The following is a 16,305-nucleotide window of genomic DNA, read 5'->3' as shown; positions in this document are numbered from 1 at the left end:
GATGTGATCGCCACTCCCGGCAGGACCGGCACCCCAGCCGAGCGCCCCCGGTTGGCCATCTCCTCCTGCCTGCTCGGCCGGCCCGTCAGGCACGACGGCCGCCACAACCTCGACCGCTTCCTCACCGAGACCCTGGCCCCGTACGTCGACTGGCTCCCCGTCTGCCCCGAGGTCGAGGCGGGCCTGGGCACCCCGCGCGAGGCCCTGCGGCAGGTGAGCACGGCGCAGGGCCCCCGCCTGGTGACCCGGATGTCTCGCGTCGACCTCACCGGCCGCATGACGGCGGTGGCCGACAGGCGCGCCACCCAGCTCGACATCGACGGGTACGTCTTCAAGGCCAAGACCCCCACCTGCGGCATCCACGGCGTCCCCCGCCACGGGAACGACGGCGTCGACCAGCGCAACCGGGGCCTGTTCGCCGGGATCGTCATGGAGCGGCACCCGCTGCTGCCCGTGGAGGACGAGGGCCGGCTGCGCGACCCCCGGCTGCGCGCGGACTTCGTGGAGCGGGTGTTCGCGCACGCCAGGCTGCGTACGTTCCTCGACGGCGACTGGCGGCCACGCGATCTCGTCGCCTTCCACGCCCGCCACAAGATGCAGCTGCTCGCCCACGACCCCCTGCTCTACCGGGAGGCGGGCCGCGTGGTGGCCGGCGCCGGCGCCCGGCCGCACGGGGAGGTGGCCGCCGACTACGCCGAGGTGTTCCGGCGCACGATGGCCGCCAGGACCACCACGGGCCGGAACGTCAACGTGCTGCAGCACTGCCTGGGCATGCTCGCGCTGGACCCCGCACGGCGGTCCGACCTGGTGGAGGTCATCGACTCTTACCGGGCGGGCCTGGTGCCGCTGGACGTGCCCGTGCGGCTGCTGCGCCATCACGCGCGCGGGGAGTCCGCCACGTACGTACGGGACCAGACGTACCTGACCCCTTACCCCGACGCCCTCCGGGAGTAGCGTTCTCCTCGATGAACGCCGTCGAGGAGAGCAGCGACCGTCCAGCCGCGCGCGTGGTCTGCCTGGACCGCGACGGCCGGGTGCTGCTGATGCACTGGTACGACGCGATCGCCCGCGCGGACGTCTGGGAGCCCCCGGGCGGCGGGATCGATCCCGGCGAGACCCCGCTGGAGGCCGCCAGGCGGGAGCTGACCGAGGAGACCGGCCTGCCCGGCTCGGCCGTGCTGGACCGCTTCGTCGAGGTCGAACGCGACTTTTGCTGGCTCGGGGTCCGCTACGTGAAGCGGGAGCCCTTCTACCTGGCCAGGTTCGCCGAGGCCCGCCCGGAGGCGGACCCCCGGGAGCTGACGGCGGAGGAACGGGCCGCCTTCCGCGGCTATGTCTGGGCCGAGGTGCTGCCTGAGGGCGTCGAGCCCCCGGAGCTGGCGAAGGTCGTCGCGCGGCTCACGGAAGATCCACGGTGACCCCGGCCGCCGCGACCGACAGCTCGCCACCGTAGGACGCGGCCGCCGCCGCGAGCGCGGGCTCGGGCGGGGTGTCCGGCCACAGGTGCGTGAGCAGCAGCCGCCCCGCCCCGGCCGAGGCCGCCGTGCGGCCGGCGTCACGCGCGCTGGAGAGGTAGGGGGCGTCGTCGTCGGGGACGCGTTCGGGGTAGGTCGCCTCGGCCACCAGCAGGTCCGCGCCCTTCGCCAGCGCGAGGAGCTCGCCGGAGGGCCCGGTGTCGCCGGTGTAGGCGATCACCCGGCCGCCCGCGCCGGTCAGCCGCAGCCCGGCGTTCGGCACGTGATGCGGCAGGTCGAAGGTGTCCAGCCGGAAGGGGCCGAGCTCGACCGGTCTGCCGGGCACCAGGTCGTGCCGGGCCAGGCCGGCGGCCAGCATGCGCGGCTTGTCCAGGGCCAGGACCGCGTCGAGCGCGCCGGGCGGCGCGTGGACGAGCAGCGGCGGCGCGGGCTCGTCAGCCAGCGCGCGAGCCCGGAGGAGCGGGTTGAGGTCGGCGCAGTGGTCGGGGTGGCCGTGGGTGACCAGGACCGCGTCCACGTCGGCGGCGCCCATGAGCTCCAGGAGCCGGGGCAGGGTGGCGTAGCCGGGGTCGATGAAGACCCGGAAGCCCTCCTCCTCGACGAGGTAACCGCTGCACGCCTGCCCGGCCGCCGGCCAGGCGCCGCACCCGCCCAGGACCGTGAGCCTCATGGGCGCCCCAGCTCGGCCAGCGTCGTCGTCATCAGCCCGCGCAGCAGCGCGCCCGCGACCTTCTCGTGCTCGGCCTCCACCGGCAGCCCCTTGTTCACCCGGTCGCGGTAGACCTCGCGCTCGTGGCCGCCGGTGTAGGGCACCGCGGTCATCGCGACGACCACGCCGACCTTGGTGCCGCCGTGCGGCAGGACGGCCACGGCATGCGTACGCAGGCAGGTCTCGTCGGGGGCGCCGTACCAGCCGCACTTGATCCTCGCCTTCGGCGAGCGCAGGGCCCGGCGGGCGCCGAACGCCTGCGACTCCTCCACCTGCCCCATCCACCCGAGCACGGTCTCGGCCACCGGATCGCCCGTGACGGCCGCCTGGGCGAGCACCGCGTAGGCGGCGGCCACCTCGTCGGCCGAGACCTCGACGGAGCCGAAGCGGGAGGGGTCGCCGTTCGGCGGCGCCCAGGCCACGCCGGTGCGCTCGCGGAGGTCGTCGAGGATGACGCGCGGGCCGACGGCGAGCCACAGGTTGAGCGTGTCGGTGTTGGAGGAGACGACCACGGCCGGCTCGGCGTGGCGGCGCCACCGCTCGGCGTCGGGGATGCGGGGCGCGCTCACCCACGCGTACAGGGGCTTCAGCAGGGACGCGCAGCGCAGCCGGGTCAGGCCGGATCTGACACTCACCGTACGGGCGGGCGGCCCGCCATAGCCGCGCCTGATGCCCGCCGCCTGGGCGCTGGCACTGTGATCAAGGTTGTCGAGCAGCTCATTGAAGCCCACGCGTCCAACCGTAGACCCTACGGAGCACTCCCCCAGCGCCCTTCGTACCACTCCGGACTCGGCGGTTCGCCCGGCAGCTCGGTCGCGCCCGGGGCGCGCAGGCCGTCGAGGGCGATGGCGAGCAGGCGCCGCTTGACGTGCTCGTGCTCCTCGCCGGGCGGCCCGGGGGCCGGGCGGCTGAACTGCTCCATGAGCAGCGAGATGTCCAGCATGGTCACGTCGCTCCTGAGCACGCCCGCCTCGTGCGCCCTGGCCACGAGCCGCTCGGCGGCCTCGTCGCCCCTCCTCGCGGTGCGCCACATCTCGCCGGTGACCTCGATCGTGCCCGCGACCGGCGCCAGCGCGCCCGACCTGTTGGCCACGCAGGTGCGTACGTAGAGCGCCAGGCCCTCCCACGGATCGTCCTGCGCCAGCCCGGCCTCGGCGGCCTCCACGGCCCGCTCCATCGCGATCAGGCACAGGCGCTGGAGCAGCTCCTCCTTGGTGCGGTAGCGCCGGTAGAGGCTGCCCATGCCCACGCCGGCCTGCTTGGCGATGGCCGACACGGGGGCGTCGAACCCCTGCGTCGTGAACACCTCGTGCGCCGCCCGCAGCAGGCGCAGATCGTTGCGTGCCGCCTCGGCCTGCCTGCCGCGTGTGCTCATGCCGTCCAGGATATTGCGGAGCGCATCGCTCCGATACACTTCCGGAGCAGATCGCTCCGATTGAAGTGAGGTGTGGCATGCGTGCGGTGGTGCTGAGGCGGTACGGAGGGCCCGAGGCTCTGGTCGCGGAGGAGGTGCCGGATCCCGTTCCCGGGGCCGGGCAGGTGCTCGTGGAGGTGGAGGTGGCCGGCATCACGTTCGTGGAGACGCAGGTGCGGGCCGATCGGGGGCCGCGGCGCGCATCGCTGCCCGCGATCCTGGGCAACGGCGTCGCCGGTACGGTCTCCGCCGTCGGCGACGGCGTGGACCCCGCGCTCGAGGGCACGCGGGTGGTCAGCACGCTGGGCGGTTACGGCGGGTACGCGGAGCTGGCCGTGGCCGGGGCCGGCGACCTCATCCCGATCCCCGAGGGGTTGTCGGCCGAGGTCGCGGTGGCCCTGCTCGCCGACGGGCGTACGGCGGTGGGGCTTTCCGCGGCCGCCGCGCCCCGGGCGGGAGAGTGGGTGCTGGTGGAGGCGGCCGGGGGCGGCGTGGGCAGCCTCCTCGTGCAGCTCACCCGGGACGCGGGGGCGCGCGTGGTCGCGGCGGCGAGCAGCGCGGCCAAGCGCGACCTGGCCGCGGGCCTCGGCGCCGAGCTGACCGTGGACTACACCGACCCGGGCTGGACCGATGTCGTGCGGGCGGCCACGGGCGGTCTCGACGTGGTCTTCGACGGGGTGGGCGGCGAGATCGGCGCGGCGGCCCAGGGGTTGCTGAAGGACGGGGGCCGGTTGAGCGTGTACGGGATGGCGGGCGGGCCCATGACCACCCCCGATGCCCGCGTGACGGCGGTGGGCTGGCCTTCGACGGACCTGCGTGAGCTGTCGAGGCAGGCCCTGGAGCTGGCCGCGCTCGGGCGTCTGCGGCCGGTGATCGGGGCCACGTACCCGCTGGAGTCGGCGGCCGCGGCGCACGCGGCCATCGAGGCGCGCACGGTCACCGGCAAGACCCTGCTGCGGACTCGTACGGGGTCCGCGACCTGACCGCCGGGCGGGGTCAGAGGCCGTACCTCGTCAAGGAGGCGACAAATGCGACCGGCACCAGGGCGGCCACCCCGAGCCACGCCGCCACCCGCCACCGGCGCGCCACCCCGGCCTCCGTCACGAACGTCCCCAGCGCGCCCGCCACCGCGAACGCCGCGCCCGCCATGGCCGCGTGCGCGAGTGACGACGTCGAGGAGGGCAACGACTCGCCGGCCACCCTGAACACCACCAGCATCCCGGCCGCCACCAGCGCCACCCGCCGCCCCGGCCGGACGCCGACCCGCTCCAGGGCGAACGCGATCCCGGCCAGCAGGGCCAGGCTGATCACCACGACCACGCCGACGGCCGGCACCAGGCAACCCCACTCCTGACACCCGACGCCCGACCAGGCCAGCCGCACGGTGGCCCACCACCACACCCCCAAGGCCGCACACACCACGGCCGCCCGCCCCATTCGCCCCCTCATGCCCCCAATGCTCCCACCGCCCCCGCTCCCACGCCGCCCCGACCGGGACGACCACCGGCCCGACGCGGGCCAGGCACCCGAGGCGGAGCGGCCCCGGCCGGGCCGGCACGGAACAGCGGGGGCCGACGCGGGGGCGGGACCGACGCGGGGGCCGACGCGGGGGCCGACGCGGGGCAGGCCGACGCGGGACGGGCCGACGGGGGTGGGGCGGTGAGCAGCGCGGTCGGGTCCGGGACGGCACAGCGCGGGGCGGGGCGGGGCGAGGGGCGGTGGGGTGGCTCAGGGGAGGTGGGTGGCGTGGTGGTCGTCGGCGTCGGCTTCGGGGTGGCGGCCCAGGGCGCGGAGGGCTACGGCGCGGTTGGCGTACAGGTCGGGCTGGGGCTGGAGGTCGATGGCGCGGGTGAGGTCGGCGACCGAACCCTCCAGGTCGCCCATGGCGTAGCGCAGCACCCCCCGGTTCCCCCAGGCCGACGCGAGCGCGGGCGCCCGGTCCACGGCCAGGTTCAGGGCCGCCGCCGCCGCGTCGTACCGGCCCGCCGACGTCTCGAGCTGGCCCAGCACCGTGAGCAGATGCGGGTTGCCGGGCGCCAGGGCCAGGCCGGCGTCCACGTCGGCCCTGGCCTCGGCGTCCCGGTCCAAGGCGGCCAGCAGCCCGGCGCGGTTGATGTAGGCGTCCAGGTAGCCGGGATCCAGCTCGATGACCCGCCCCAGGTCGTCGAGGGCGGCATCGACGTCGCCCCGCACCGTGCACAGCTCAGCCCGGTTGTAGTGGGCCTCCGGCAGCGGCGGCCCGGCCCGCATGGCGCGCTCGAAGTCGGCCAGCGCCTCCTCGTGCCGCCCGAGCCGGAACAGGAGATTGCCACGTTCCAGGTAGTAGTCGGGAAATGCCGGATCGATCCGGATCGCCGCCCCGTAGTCCTCCAGCGCCTCCTTGGTGTGCCCGAGCGCCGCCAGGAGCTGGGCCCGGTTGGCCAGCAGCACCATCCGGTGCACCGGGTGCCGCTCCCCCAGCTCGCCAGCCAGCTCGATGGCCGACTCCACCAGCGACAGCGCCGCCCCGAGCCGGCCGTGCCGCAGCTCGATCAGCGCCAGTCCGTTGCGGTCGAAGCCGAGCTTGAACGCCCGTTCGGCCGGGTCGGGCAGGAGGGTGGAGATGGCGATCGCCTGGTTGATCCAGGCCCTGGCCCTGGTCAGGTCGCGGCGGGCGGGGTCGGGGTGGCGGGCGTCGAGCATGGCGGTGCCGTACGCGGCCGCGGCGTGCATCGCCGGGTCCTGACTATCCTGGCGTACCCGGTCCCAGACCTCGCGGGCCTCGTCCGTGCGCCCGAGCCCGCCGAGCGCGGTGGCGGTGCGCTGGGCGAAGCGCCACCAGCGGGCGGAACCCGGCTCGGTACGCGCCATGCCCCGCTCCCCCAGCTCCGTCACGGCGTGCAGGAAGCCCTCCCGCATGCACCGATCGACGACCGCCCACAACTCGTCCGCGTCCCGGGTGTCGGGTGCGGGCTCGGGGCCGCCGGAGTACACCGTGATCGCCAGCGTGGCGGGCGGGATCCGCCGCATCATGACGTCGAGCAGCTCGGTGTCCGTCGGGTCGGCCGCGTCGCCGTTGCACACGGCGATCGCCCGCCCGGGGGGCACGACGTCGCGGACGAACTCCGCGAGCCCGTTGGCCAGCCGTAACGTCCGGCGGGGCGCGGGGACCAGGATGCGCTCCTCGTCGGACAGCCCGGCCTCGATCGTGACCCGCCCGGCCGGTACGAGCCCGGCCAGCTCGGGCGCCGCCGCCAGGATCTCGATGTCGTGGGCCGCCACCAGCTCCGCCGACCGCTCCAGCGCCGGCGGCACCAGGTGCCGCAGCAGAGCGGCGGCGACGGTGTAGGGGCCACGCGGCAGGCGATGTGCGTCGATCAACGGCGCCAGCAGCCGCGCGGCCCCCGTTCGGGCGGGTGGTTCGCCCTGGACCCTGAGGTGGGACCTCTCCTCAGTCACCCCTTGTGAATGACGCTGGAGGTCCCAGCCAGCCTCGCGGTTCCAGGCTTGCGGACTACGATGCGCTTCATGGCATACCTCTCCACTCGGGGCTAATTACCCATTATTGGGTCACCCCACCGAATATCAAGGTTTATCGTGAATAAGTGGGAGGCTAATGGATAAAAAGCACTTGCCTTTTGAATGGTATATCTAACCTATTAGGACCGAAACCAACGGTGCAATCGTGTGGTATGCGCCTGTCCGGTTTCCTCCATCAAGTCGCACAGGCACCGGCCGAGCAGGGTGACCGACTGGCAGCACCCGGGCCCGGGCAGGTTCTTCGCGCGCACGATGATGGTGGCCCGCTCGATCAACCGCTCCAGGCTGGGCTCCGCACCACCCTTGAGCGAGCGGGTCTGCCACGGGCACGACTCGGCGTCCACGCAGGCGTTCCGGTCGATGAACGGCGGGGCGCCGCCTTGGAGCCGCAGCGGATCGGCCCGCTTGACCCGCTGGTCGGCCAGCGCCCGGGTCGCGATGGCCAGCAGGTCACGGCGGCCGCGTACCTTCCTCTGAGCGGCGGCGCCCCCGGCCGGCAGGGCGAGCAGCATCGCCCCGGCCATCAGCGCGCCGCCCACGACCAGGCTCCAGCCCATCTGCTCGTGGAACCAGATCACCGCGATCGCGGCGACCCAGAGCGGTTGCGAGGACATGAGGATCTGGCTCGGCACGGCCGGCACGTGCGCCTGACCGTAGGAACGGGCCAGGAAGCCCAGGGCGCACGACACCACGGAGAGATGCGCCAGGATCAGCCAGTCCGGCACACTCGCCGGCAGCGACACCCCGTCACGCACCGCGACCCCTCCCGTGAGGATGCCGATGGTGGAGAGCTGGATCACGGTCAGCGCGTACGCGGGAAATCCGGAGGGACGCTTGGACAGGTGCGCCAGCAGCAACGTGTGGCCGGAGTAGAGGGCGGCGGCGGTGAGCGTGACGCCGAGCGCGAGCACCGAGATCTCGTGATCCTCCACCCCGCGCAGCAACGTGAACACGGTCATGCCGGCCAGCGCGAGCACGACCCCGGCCCAGATCCGCCGCGGCACCCGCTGCCGGAACAGCGCCAGCGACAGGATGGGCGTGATCATCACGCTGCACCCGACGGCGAACCCCGACACCGCCGACGGCAGGCTGTCGAGCGCGACGGCCTGGGCCGCCTGCCCGATCCCGAACATCACCCCGAGTACGGCCCCGTTGATCCACGTGCCCCGCGACAGCCCCCGAAGGCAGCCCGGCTTGATGAGGAGCAGCGTGAGCGCGGCAAGGAGATAGCGCTCGGCGAGCAGGTCCTCAACCGGTAACCGGAGAATGAGATCTTTCATCAGCGGGAACGCCGACCCCCAAGCGGCGCTGACGAACAACAGAAGCACGGCTCCCAGAAGGGGGCGGGGAGCGGGCATGCCTGTCATGAGAAAAGCATGGCACTACTATTCGCAGCCGTAGATGTACAGGGCGCAGCCGGTGATGCTTGTCTACACCTAGGTGGTAAGAGCCTCACCCGCGGGTTCGTACATCCTTATCCGTGGAAGCCGATAAGGGACCGGTCGCACATATCGCTCGGGGGAATTCGGCGATCGGCGAGCGTCACGGAGAGTGCCGGCGGTGCGGTCACGCCGAGGGGTCCGGGGCAGGGTCACCGGGGAGAGCTGTGGGTGGCGGGCCCCAGGAGGGGGTGTGGGGCCGTGCGCGTGAGTGCGGTCTAGAGTTCCAGGACCGCCGGTGGGATCAGGCGTTTCTCTATGTAGACGACGGTCAGGTCGCCTACTTGCTCCCTGGAGAGCTCACGCCATCCCTGGCGCTCGTACAACGACAGCGCGGCCTCCTGGTTGAGGGTGGTGTCACCCCTGACGCAGTGGAAGCCGAGCTCGACCGCGCGCCGCTCCAACGCGACGAGCATGGCCGAGCCGAACCCGCGCCGCTGGTATTCGGGGTGGACCCGCAACCGGCACATCTCGGCCGTGTCGGTGTCGACGGGTTTCAGCCCGCCCATGGCCACGACCCGCGAGCCCACCTCGCCCACCAGGAAGTCGCCGCCGCAGGCCAGATAGATCTCCTGGATCCGCGGGAAGTCGTCGTCGTAGTAGACGCCGTCGCCGGGGACCAGGCCCACCTTCGCCAGGGCGATCCGGTGGAGTGCCAGGATGGTGTCGAGGTCGGACCAGCGATAGCGTCTGATCTTCAGCTTCATCCACCTTCCCTTTCACGTGGGCTGCTTGGGCCGCCGCAGCGCGGCCTGGTAGCCCGGCAGCCCTGGAGCCTGGGCGTCCCGCGAGATGATGGCCTGTTCGAGCGCCATCGCGGGCCGCACGATGAGGTCGGTCAGATATTCGTCGCCCACCAGGCTCAGGGCCTTCGTGCCGATGGCCACCGCCTCGCCGACGTCGCCGTCGATCAGCTTGCACTGCGCCTGGTCGAGCCTGATCAGCGTCTGGTCGAGGATGTGGTCTTCGTACTTGTCCAGCGCCTGGTCGAGCACCACCTCGGCCTCGATCGTCTGGCCGAGCTTGGTGAGCACGTCTCCCTGGTAGAAGTAGAGCTGCTTCTCGGTGTAGCCGAAGGCCACGTCCTCCTGCTCCTCGGTCTTCATGTGGGAGAAGGCGTTCCTGGCCCGCGCCAGAGCGCGCTTGGCCTGGTCGACGACCTCCTTCTTGCTGTCCACGCCGGACATCATGGCCAGCGCCCTGGCCTCGACGACCGGTGCCATGGCCTGCGCCGGGCACGGGGTGGAGCCGGCCAGGTCGCGGCTCTTCTTGGCCAGGTTGAGCGCCTCGCGCGCGTCGCCGAAGTAGAGGGGGACGAGCGACTCGCGGGCGCAGATCCACGCGCGCAGCGCGCGGTCGCCGGTCTCGTCGGCGGCCGTGCGGCCGGTGCGGAAGAACGACCGCGCCAGCCGGTGGTCGCCCAGGTTGATCAGGATCATGCCGCTCAGGCCGGACAGCTGGGCGGCCATCCTGCACAGGCGTTCCTGCAGGTCGATGGGCTGACGGCGGGACATCGCCGTGCGGACGGCGCTCAGCTCCAGCAGCACGTCGCACAGCAGCCGCAGCGGGGCCGTCGTCGTGTACTGGCGGCCGAAACTGACCGTGGCCTCCTCCCACTGGTCGAGCATCGCGGCAGACACGGTGGCCGAGACCAGCGTCTCGTCCATCCGGCGCCTGATGCCCTCGCACGCTCCGAGCACCGGCCCGTCGATCTGCCCGGGAGAGTTGCTGTCGGTGTTGAGGAGATTTAATAGCGTCCGCCGGAGGATGTTCTCGTCCTCCTCCGCGTCGGGCTCGGTCTCCATGGGCTCGATCTGCAGCTCCCGCTCGGTGGCCAGCTGTGGCCGCTCCTTGGGGTCGGGGGCCAGCAAGCCCGGCATCCGGTGGCCGTGGCCGCAGATGCACGGCGCGTCGTAGCCGAGCGCGACCGGCTCGACGCGGTAGACCGTGCACAGATAGTGCAGGTATTCGGGGCCCGGACGCTTGAGCCCGCTCTCGTACGCGGACAGCAGCGTCTCGCCGATGCCGGGCATCGGTTTCGCGTCGCGCTCGAACAGGGCGCGCACCTGCTCGATGACGTCGGCCAGCGCGATCCCGTACGACAGGCGATGCGCCTTGATGCGGGTCGTGCTGAACAGGCCCGTGCACGCCTCGTGGATCTCATCAGCTATCTGAGCCGACGTGCGCCCGGCGGCCAGGCCCCTGGCCCTGATCCGCCGGGCGATCTCCGTCTCCCTGTGCTGTCTGCCGGACATCCCGGCCCCTCTCACGCATGTCTCGACCGGTCCGCAACTGGTGACTCAGCGTAGCCCTCAAGTTGCTGTGCGCCTACCCCAAGACTATGAAGCAATGACGGCGGGATTGGAAACGCGTGTAGCAAGCCTACGGTTAAGGATCGTCCTCCCCGGGACTGTTTCTTACAACCCATGAGGTGAGAAGCGACTCCCCGTGAGCAGAACGGCTCGTTGCGCCGACCCTTGACATGGGACATCTTTGGCCCACCAGCAACGATTCCCAAGGGAGGGACGAACGGTGGGGGACGACAACTTCGAGCACCTGGAGCGCCTCGTGGCCGAACTCGGCGCTCGCGGGCTGCTCGCACGAGTGGTCCAGACCCAGAGCGGGCGCAGGTTCGTCCGGGTCATCAACCCGAACGCGACAAGCCTGTCCGAGAACGTCACCTGTCGGCCGGCAGCCGTCTCCGACATGCCGGACTGGTGGTACTGCTGGTCCTGGGGCGAACGGATGCACACGGCCGACGACCCGGCCGGTGCGGCGACGAAGGTCGCCCGCGTGCTCGCCGCCGTGGGGGAGTGACGACGCGGTGAACCGGGTGGAGCGCAGCCACCACGGCTCACCGCACCCCGCGGCGGCTCCTGGGAGCCGGCGGAGTGACCGGTGCGGAGGGTTTCCCGAATGCGGGAGCCCTGGTCACTCCGCCGGTTCCGGCCCGCCACAACACCCAAGACGTACGGCGCCGCGCGCCGTACGCGCGAAGCCGCCCGCCCGGTCCGCCGGGCGGGTGTCCGGGGATCCCTCCCGGAACCGGCACGGGACATGCTTCCGGGTGCGTGTCCCGGACCGAGCCGTCCGTCATCGGAGCGCCGTCTCTCTCCCTCCGCGGCCCAGAGAGCCGGCGACCCCGTCTTCCCCGGCGTGATGTGACGGCGGGCGGTCCGGTCGGCGGTATTTTTGGATCGAATCGGTCCAAAGAGCCGGCCGAACCGCTTCCGGAGAGGGATCCACCATAGTGTTACTGCTGGTGACGCCATCGCCACCACCCGCGTCTCCGTCGATTTTGTCCGATATCGACAAAATGACCTCACAAGTGGCCGTGACCTGCCAGGACGACCCCGTTTGCTCTAGTCTTGCGGGGATGTTCGACAATGCAGGCTGGGCACCGCTGGCGGCCATGGTGGTCGTCGTCGTCCTGATACTCGTGCTCGCGTTCGTGCTCCGCAACATCGCGCACCGGGTCATCACGAGAGTGGTCAATCGGGCGGCGACGGGAGCTTCGATCACCAGTCGCTTCCGCAAGAGCGCAGCGACGGACGGGATCGACGCGCTCCTGCACGAGCGGCGCAAGCAGCGCGCGGAGACGATGGGGTCGGTGCTCAAGCACATCGCCTCGATCGTGATCCTGGGCACCGCGGTGCTGACCGTGCTCGACCGGCTGACGGTCCCCATCGCGCCCCTGCTGACGAGCGTGGGCATCCTGGGCGTGGCCATCGGCTTCGGCGCTCAGGAGCTGGTCAAAGACTTCATCGCCGGCATGTTCATGCTGCTGGAGGACCAGTACGGCGTGGGCGACGTGATCGACGCGGGCGCCGCGGTCGGCACGGTGGAGGCGGTCACCCTGCGCGTCACCCGGCTGCGCGACGTGGACGGCCGCGTCTGGTACGTCCGCAACGGCACGATCACCCGGGTGGGCAACGAGTCGCAGGGCTGGTCGCGGGCGTACATGGACGTCCCGGTGGCCTACGACGCCGACGTGGTCGGCGTGCGCGTGCTGCTGGAGCACGCGGCGGAGGAGATCTGGGCCGATCCCGAGCTGCGCGAGAGCAAGATCGTGGAGCCGCCCCAGGTGTTCGGCGTCGAGCAACTCTCCGACAGCTCGCTGGTGTTCCGCATCTCCGCCAAGACGCTGCCCGCCGCGCAGGCCGAGGTGTCCAGGGAGCTCAGGCTCAGGGTCAAGTCGGCGCTCGACACCGCAGGCATCTCCATGGTGGCCACCGCATAGGCTAGGACCGTGACAGAGACCTCCTTCTACGACGCCGTCGGGGGCGAGGAGACTTTCCGGCGCCTCGTGCATCGCTTCTACGAGGGGGTCGCGGAAGACCCGCTCCTACGGCCGCTCTACCCGGAGCCCGATCTGACGGGCGCCGAGGAGCGGCTGCGGGGCTTCCTGATCCAATACTGGGGCGGCCCCAACGACTACAGCCGGCAGCGTGGCCACCCGAGGCTGCGCATGCGGCACATGCCGTTCGTGATCGGCGAGCCCGAGCGGGACGCCTGGCTGCGCCACATGCGTGACGCGGTCGACTCCCTCGATCTGCCGGAGGACCAGGAGACCAAGCTTTGGGACTATCTGGTCTACGCCGCCCACAGCCTGGTGAACTCTCCTGCGTAACGGGGCATGACACGCCACATGGATATCCCCTGGTGGCGTGATGCAGTCGTCTACGAGATCTACGTTCGCAGCTTCGCCGACGCCTCCGGAGACGGCGTCGGCGACCTGGCCGGGGTGCGCGAGCGCCTGCCCTACCTCCAGCAACTGGGCGTCGACGCGATCTGGCTGACCCCGTTCTACCCCTCCCCCATGGCCGACGGCGGCTACGACGTGGCCGACTACCGCGGCGTGGACCCGCTGTTCGGCACCCTCGCGGACTTCGAGGCGCTGGTCGCCGACGCGCACCGGCACGAGCTGCGGGTGATCGTGGACGTCGTGCCCAACCACAGCTCGTCCGAGCACCCCTGGTTCCAGGCGGCGCTGCGGGGCGAGCACCGCGACCGGTATCTCTTCCGCGACACGACCAACAACTGGCAGTCCACCTTCAGCGGCCCGGCCTGGACGCAGGTGGCGGACGGGCAGTACTACCTGCACCTGTTCGCACCGGGACAGCCCGACTTCAACTGGCGCAACCCCGAGGTGCACGCGGAGTTCCTGGACGTGCTGCGGTTCTGGCTGGACCGGGGCGTCGACGGGTTCCGCATCGACGTGGCGATGGGCCTGTACAAGGCGGAGGGACTGCCCGACGTGGGCGACCAGTCGTTCAAGGCGGTCTCGCCGGTGTGGGGGCAGCCGGAGGTGCACGGCGTCTACCGCGACTGGCGGCGGCTGCTGGACAGCTATCCGGGCGAGCGGATGGCCGTGGGCGAGGTGTGGACCGACAGTCCCGAGGACCTCGCCCGTTACGTGCGGCCCGACGAGCTGCACCAGAGCTTCAACTTCGCCTGGCTGCAGGCGCCGTGGTCGCCCACGGCGTTCAAGCAGGTGATCGACGACACGCTGTCCACGGTGCCGTTCGCCACGTGGGTGCTGTCCAACCACGACGTCGTACGCCACCGCACCCGCTACGGCACGGCCGACCCCGGCACGGGCCTGGCGCGGGCCAGGGCGGCGGTGCTGACCATGCTGGCCCTGCCCGGCTCGGCCTACCTCTACCAGGGCGAGGAGCTGGGGCTGCCCGAGGTGACCGACCTGCCGGACGAGGCCCGGCAGGACCCGGTCTTCTTCCAGTCGAAGGGCAAGCTGCCGGGGCGTGACGGGTGCCGGGTGCCGATCCCGTGGACGGTGGACCCGCCCTCCCACGGGTTCTCGGCGGGCGGGGCGGAGCCGTGGCTGCCGCAGCCGGACACGTTCGCGGAGCTGAGCGTCGAGAAGCAGGAGGGGGTCGCCGACTCGACGCTGGAGTTCTACCGCCGGGCCCTGGCCTGCCGCCGTGACCTGGCCCGATCCATTCCTTACACGCTGGAGTGGATGGAGTCTCCCGAGGGAGCGCTTTTCTTCTACCGCGGGCCGCTGATCTGCGCGATCAACTGCGGCATGGGCCCGGTACACCTGCCCGAGCACGACGAGGTGATCCTGTCGAGCGGGCCGCTCAAGAGGGGGCTGCTGCCGCCCGACACGGCGGTGTGGCTGCGGCGCGCGTCATAGCCCGGCGGCGCTCTCACCGCGGAAGGGGATGACGGGCAGCGAGATCAGCGCGCACGCCAGGCCCGCCGCGAAGGCCGCCCAGAACCCGGTGCTGGTGATCAGCACTCCGGCCAGCGGCGTGACGGCCAGGGAGACGACGTTCTGGACGGTGTTGTGGGTGCCGAGCACGCGACCCGCCCAGGAGGGACCGGCGAGCTCGCCCGCCGCGAGGTAGGCGAGCCCGTTGCCGGCCACGGTCATCACCGCGGCCAGCGCGAGCATGGCGGGCCCGAGCCAGGTGCGGGTGAGCGTGCCGGTGATCAGCAGCGCGAGCACCGCCACGCTGCCGAGGGTGAGCAGCAGCAGGGGCCGCATGCGCAGGCCCGTCCGGTCGGACCAGCGCCCGACCGCGACGCGCACGGCGGCCCCGCCGATCGCCGCCACCCCGAAGAGCTGCCCGGCGCCGACACCGTCCCAGCCATAGGTCTTGACCAGGCAGGTCACGCCGTACGTGCTGACCACGACCTGCGGCACGACGTGCAGCGCGCTGGTGGCGTGCACCCGCCACAACGCGGGCTGCCGGTACGGCGAGCCGGTCGCCGCCGCGCCGGACCCGGAGAGCGCGCGCGGCGGCTCGGCCAGGAAGAGCCCGGCCAGCACGGCGGCCAGCAGGCTCACGCAGGCGCAGACGATCAGCACGCCGGGCAGGCCGTACGCCAGCGCGACCGGCGGCAGCGCGAAGGCCCCGACGGCCATGCCGAGGGTGAAGGAGACCTGCCGCACGCCCATGGCGACGCCGCGCTCGGGCGGCTCGAACCAGCGCAGCACGATCCGGCCGCCGCCGACCATCGCGGCCGAGCCCGCCGCGCCGGCCAGGGCGAGCAACACGACCACCGCCCAGGCCCGCTCCACGAACGCGACCGAGGCGAACAGGACGGCCGCCAGCCCCACGCCCACACCCAGGATCAGGCGCTCGCCGTGCCGGTCGGCCAGCGCGCCCCAGGCGACGAGAGCGACCATGACCCCCAGGGCCGGGGCGTTCGCCATGATCCCGGCCACGACCAGGGAAACACCGAAATGTCGCTCAATTTCTGGCATGACCAGCGGCAGGCCGAACAGGCCTAAGGTGACACCGGCGTGGGCGTTGACGCCCAGCGCCAGCATCAGCCAGCGTTTCATTCCGCGTAGCGCTTGAGGTAGGCCAGTTCGGTCTCGGTGAGCCGGCGGGGGGCCGCCCGATCGACGTCGTAGGCGGCCAGGACGGACATGGCGGTCACGTAGACCCCCTCGTCGTCGCGGATCTCGTAGCGCAGCGTGAACCGGACCGACCTGATCTCCGTCACCCAGGTCTCGACGCGTACGGGGTGGGCGCGGAAGCCGAGCGGGCGGCGGTAGTCGATCTCGTGGCGGGTCACCACCAGTCCCTTGAACGGCTCGTCGCCCGCGTTGTACGGATCGATGTGGAACATGCCGAAGCGAGCGTCCTCGAGGTAGTCGAGGAAGCGCACGTTGTTCACGTGCCCTTGAGAGTCGATGTCGCCGAATCTCACCGTGCGCGGATAGATGTGCCGTTCGGCCGGGGTGCGTTCAACCACGTCCGCCACCGTACCCGC

17 protein-coding genes are annotated in these 16,305 nt (G+C 71.9%); 7 read left to right on the top strand and 10 right to left on the bottom strand.

The window, feature by feature from the left end; genetic code table 11:
* The first annotated feature begins 3 nt into the window (after positions 1-3).
* Entirely contained in the window at positions 4-954 is a 951-nt protein-coding gene (locus AB0J69_RS36845; RefSeq protein WP_364127269.1) for a DUF523 and DUF1722 domain-containing protein, read from the top strand.
* 11 nt (positions 955-965) lie between these two features.
* Complete coding sequence (locus AB0J69_RS36840; RefSeq protein ID WP_364127266.1) at positions 966-1,418, top strand: NUDIX domain-containing protein; 453 nt, start codon at positions 966-968, stop codon at positions 1,416-1,418.
* Here the strand turns inward: AB0J69_RS36840 and AB0J69_RS36835 are convergent.
* The 3 genes from AB0J69_RS36835 to AB0J69_RS36825 are packed head-to-tail and all read right to left on the bottom strand — an operon-like array spanning position 1,399 to position 3,559.
* Positions 1,399-2,145, bottom strand: coding sequence for an MBL fold metallo-hydrolase (locus AB0J69_RS36835; protein WP_364127264.1), 747 nt, complete (start codon positions 2,143-2,145; stop codon positions 1,399-1,401). The two genes, AB0J69_RS36840 and AB0J69_RS36835, sit on opposite strands and share 20 nt — an antisense overlap.
* A complete protein-coding gene (locus tag AB0J69_RS36830) occupies positions 2,142-2,915 on the bottom strand; it encodes a hypothetical protein (RefSeq protein WP_364127261.1) in 774 nt (257 codons plus the stop codon). The genes AB0J69_RS36835 and AB0J69_RS36830 overlap by 4 nt, the downstream gene beginning before the upstream one ends.
* Positions 2,916-2,932: 17 nt before the next feature.
* Positions 2,933-3,559, bottom strand: coding sequence for a helix-turn-helix domain-containing protein (locus tag AB0J69_RS36825; protein ID WP_364127259.1), 627 nt, complete (start codon positions 3,557-3,559; stop codon positions 2,933-2,935).
* 77 nt (positions 3,560-3,636) lie between these two features.
* Between AB0J69_RS36825 and AB0J69_RS36820 the strand changes: the two genes are divergently transcribed.
* Complete coding sequence (locus AB0J69_RS36820) at positions 3,637-4,581, top strand: zinc-binding dehydrogenase (protein WP_364127257.1); 945 nt, start codon at positions 3,637-3,639, stop codon at positions 4,579-4,581.
* Positions 4,582-4,594: 13 nt separating this feature from the next.
* Here AB0J69_RS36820 and AB0J69_RS36815 read toward each other — a convergent pair whose 3' ends face one another.
* The 5 genes from AB0J69_RS36815 to AB0J69_RS36795 all read right to left on the bottom strand — a co-directional run bounded on the left by AB0J69_RS36815 (position 4,595) and on the right by AB0J69_RS36795 (position 10,811).
* Complete coding sequence (locus AB0J69_RS36815) at positions 4,595-5,047, bottom strand: hypothetical protein (RefSeq protein WP_364127254.1); 453 nt, start codon at positions 5,045-5,047, stop codon at positions 4,595-4,597.
* Positions 5,048-5,326: 279 nt separating this feature from the next.
* On the bottom strand, positions 5,327-7,036 hold the full coding sequence (locus AB0J69_RS36810; protein ID WP_364127251.1) for a tetratricopeptide repeat protein: 1,710 nt from the start codon (positions 7,034-7,036) through the stop codon (positions 5,327-5,329).
* Between the two features lie 200 nt (positions 7,037-7,236).
* Positions 7,237-8,475 carry a DMT family transporter gene (locus AB0J69_RS36805; protein ID WP_364127391.1) on the bottom strand — a complete coding sequence of 413 codons (1,239 nt, stop codon included), beginning with the start codon at positions 8,473-8,475 and terminating at the stop codon, positions 7,237-7,239.
* A 299-nt stretch (positions 8,476-8,774) separates the two neighbouring features.
* Positions 8,775-9,263 carry a GNAT family N-acetyltransferase gene (locus AB0J69_RS36800; protein ID WP_364127248.1) on the bottom strand — a complete coding sequence of 163 codons (489 nt, stop codon included), beginning with the start codon at positions 9,261-9,263 and terminating at the stop codon, positions 8,775-8,777.
* 12 nt (positions 9,264-9,275) lie between these two features.
* A complete protein-coding gene (locus AB0J69_RS36795) occupies positions 9,276-10,811 on the bottom strand; it encodes an XRE family transcriptional regulator (protein ID WP_364127245.1) in 1,536 nt (511 codons plus the stop codon).
* Between the two features lie 277 nt (positions 10,812-11,088).
* Between AB0J69_RS36795 and AB0J69_RS36790 the strand changes: the two genes are divergently transcribed.
* The 4 genes from AB0J69_RS36790 to AB0J69_RS36775 all read left to right on the top strand — a co-directional run bounded on the left by AB0J69_RS36790 (position 11,089) and on the right by AB0J69_RS36775 (position 14,713).
* A complete protein-coding gene (locus tag AB0J69_RS36790) occupies positions 11,089-11,373 on the top strand; it encodes a hypothetical protein (RefSeq protein ID WP_364127243.1) in 285 nt (94 codons plus the stop codon).
* Between the two features lie 559 nt (positions 11,374-11,932).
* Positions 11,933-12,796 (top strand): mechanosensitive ion channel family protein, encoded by an 864-nt coding sequence (locus tag AB0J69_RS36785; protein WP_364127240.1) that lies wholly within the window; start codon positions 11,933-11,935, stop codon positions 12,794-12,796.
* 9 nt (positions 12,797-12,805) lie between these two features.
* Positions 12,806-13,186: a globin gene (locus AB0J69_RS36780; RefSeq protein ID WP_364127238.1), complete on the top strand. Its 381-nt coding sequence runs from the start codon at positions 12,806-12,808 to the stop codon at positions 13,184-13,186.
* Positions 13,187-13,204: 18 nt separating this feature from the next.
* Positions 13,205-14,713 (top strand): glycoside hydrolase family 13 protein, encoded by a 1,509-nt coding sequence (locus tag AB0J69_RS36775; RefSeq protein WP_364127235.1) that lies wholly within the window; start codon positions 13,205-13,207, stop codon positions 14,711-14,713.
* Here AB0J69_RS36775 and AB0J69_RS36770 read toward each other — a convergent pair.
* A complete protein-coding gene (locus AB0J69_RS36770; protein ID WP_364127232.1) occupies positions 14,708-15,871 on the bottom strand; it encodes an MFS transporter in 1,164 nt (387 codons plus the stop codon). The genes AB0J69_RS36775 and AB0J69_RS36770 overlap by 6 nt on opposite strands.
* Positions 15,868-16,296 (bottom strand): thioesterase family protein, encoded by a 429-nt coding sequence (locus AB0J69_RS36765; protein ID WP_364127230.1) that lies wholly within the window; start codon positions 16,294-16,296, stop codon positions 15,868-15,870. The genes AB0J69_RS36770 and AB0J69_RS36765 overlap by 4 nt, the downstream gene beginning before the upstream one ends.
* Between the last annotated feature and the right edge of the window lie 9 nt (positions 16,297-16,305).

This window comes from Nonomuraea sp. NPDC049709 (genome assembly GCF_040674815.1).
Taxonomy (GTDB): domain Bacteria; phylum Actinomycetota; class Actinomycetes; order Streptosporangiales; family Streptosporangiaceae; genus Nonomuraea.
This window is presented reverse-complemented; position numbering and strand designations above follow the sequence as displayed.